1 protein-coding gene is annotated in these 2,106 nt (G+C 62.3%); it reads right to left on the bottom strand.

Annotation, left to right across the window (positions count from 1 at the left end; all coding sequences use genetic code 11):
- Positions 1–2,106 (bottom strand): phage tail tape measure protein (locus Tam1G_RS11445; protein ID WP_101626611.1); only part of this gene is annotated, 2,106 nt, incomplete at both ends.

Raw genomic sequence — 2,106 nt, 5'->3', positions numbered from 1 at the left:
CGTGCCGTTGATCTCATCCATGCTGCTGCCGTTTTTGGCTTGCGCTTCCGCCGCCTTCAACGCGCTGTCGGCGATATCGTTCAACGCGCTCTGGTTGCTGCGACCCTTCTCCGTGTTCAGGTCAAGAGTCTGACCGTTCTCCTGAGCCGCCTTGGTGGCCTTGTCGAACGCGTCATGCATGGAGATCAACGCATCCGAAGCGCTCGTGCTGAACCCGTAGTAGGTGCTGAGCGCGTCGGTGACCTCGCCCAATGCCGCGGCCTGCTCGTTGATGCCGTCGGTGGTGGCTCCGAAGTTGTTCGCGAGGATGCTAGCCGCGTCGGCGGCATCATCGGCGGCATTGGCTGTCTGGTTCAATCCGTCTGCCGCTTCTGTGCCTGATTCACCTAACTGTTCGTTGGCGTCGGCCAGTTCCTTCGTCTGCTCCTTGTTGGCCCCGATCTGGTCACTGGCTTTTTGCAGGGAGTCGCGGATGAGATCGGATTGCGCCTTGCCGACGTTGATGCCGTGAACCCACCGATCGTTGGCTTCCTCATGTTCCTTGAGTGCCTGGTTGACTTCCTTGAGCGCCTGCTTGTTGCCTGCCGCGGCCTGGCTGAAGGTGGCGGCGCTGACTCCGCATGCCTTCAACGCGTCATTGAGGTTCTTCACGTCCTTTGACGAGTTCAGGAATCCGAGATCACTGCCCCAGTCGCCTTTGATGATGGCGTTCGCCAATGCGGTGGCCGCATCCTGACCGGATTCCATTGCGTTGGAGAGGTTCTGCGTCTCCTGCTTGGCCACGGCGGCTTTATTGGCGAAATAGCCGATTGCAGCGCCGGCTGCTGTCATGGCTATACCCCAAGGGCCTCCCAGTAGGTCCACGACTCCGCTTCCGATGTTTTTGAGACCGGACATGGCGGCCGTGGACGTGCCGATAACGGGAGTGCCCGAGCTCAGCGATTCGAATGTGGTCTTGAACACGCCTCCCAGCATGACGAAACCGTCCTTGAGCTGCGGGCCTGCTGTGGTGAGCCTTTGAATCGGATCTATGAGCAGTCCGAGTTTCTGCGAGGTGGCGCTGCTGCTCTCCGCCAATGGGCCGAACTGCTTGTGTAATGCGGCGACCGCACCGCCGGCCGCCCCAAGCAGCACAGTACCCTGCTGGACGGGTGCGGGCAGGCTGCTGAACGCGTCCACCACCGTGTCGAGCGTCTGCACGAGGGAGCGTAGTGGGCCGTTGGCTCCGCTGCCGATGGTGATGAGCATGCTTTCGAAACTGCCGCTCAGGTTCTCCAGGTCGCCTTTGAGGTTATCGTTCTTGGCCGCGGCCTGCTGCGCCGCGAAACCGGAGTCCTCGACCTTCTTCGTCCACTTGTCGATGCCCTTCGCGCCCTCGTTGTAGAGCACGTTGGCTGCGCGGATGGCATCGGAGCCGAAGATGGTGGCCAACGCCTGGTTGCGCTGCTCCTGCGTGAGCCCGCCCATCTTGTCCTGCAATTGGCCGGCGAGATTGGCCAAGCCGATGAAGTTGCCTTGCGCGTCGTACGCGTTGATGCCGAGCTCCTGCATCAGGTTCTTCGCCTTGGTGCTTGGATTCGCCAGCGAAATGAGCATGGTCTTCAGACTGGTGCCAGCGTCCGAGCCGATCATGCCTGCGTTCGCGAACGCGGTGAGCGTGCCCACGGTCTCCGTCATGCCGATGCCAAACGAATTGGCGACCATGCCGGACTGTTGCAACGCATAACCCAAGTCACGGGCCGAACCTTGTGCCTTGCCTGCGCCAGCCGCCAACGCGTCAGCCACATTGCCGGCCTGTTTTCCGGTCAGGTTGAACTGGGCCATGGCGGAGCTCATGAGCTCCGCCGCCTCGGATACCTGCATGCCGTCGGACGCGGCGAGGTTCAACGCTCCGGAAAGACCGCCGGAGAGAATATCGGTGGTGCTCATGCCGGCCTTGCCGAGCTCGTTGATCGCGTCGGCCGCCTCCTGCGCGTTGTACACGGTGTTCGCGCCCGCGTCGATGGCCGCCTGACGCAGCTTGTCCAATTCCGCGGCGGAAGCCCCCGTGTTGGCCTGCACGGTGCTCATGGCCGCATCGAACTGGGCGAACGTGGTCACCGCGGC

It is taken from the genome of Bifidobacterium imperatoris, assembly GCF_002860405.1.
Taxonomy (GTDB): domain Bacteria; phylum Actinomycetota; class Actinomycetes; order Actinomycetales; family Bifidobacteriaceae; genus Bifidobacterium; species Bifidobacterium imperatoris.
The sequence above is the reverse complement of the archived record's forward strand: the minus strand, read 5'-3'. Positions and strand labels throughout refer to the sequence as shown.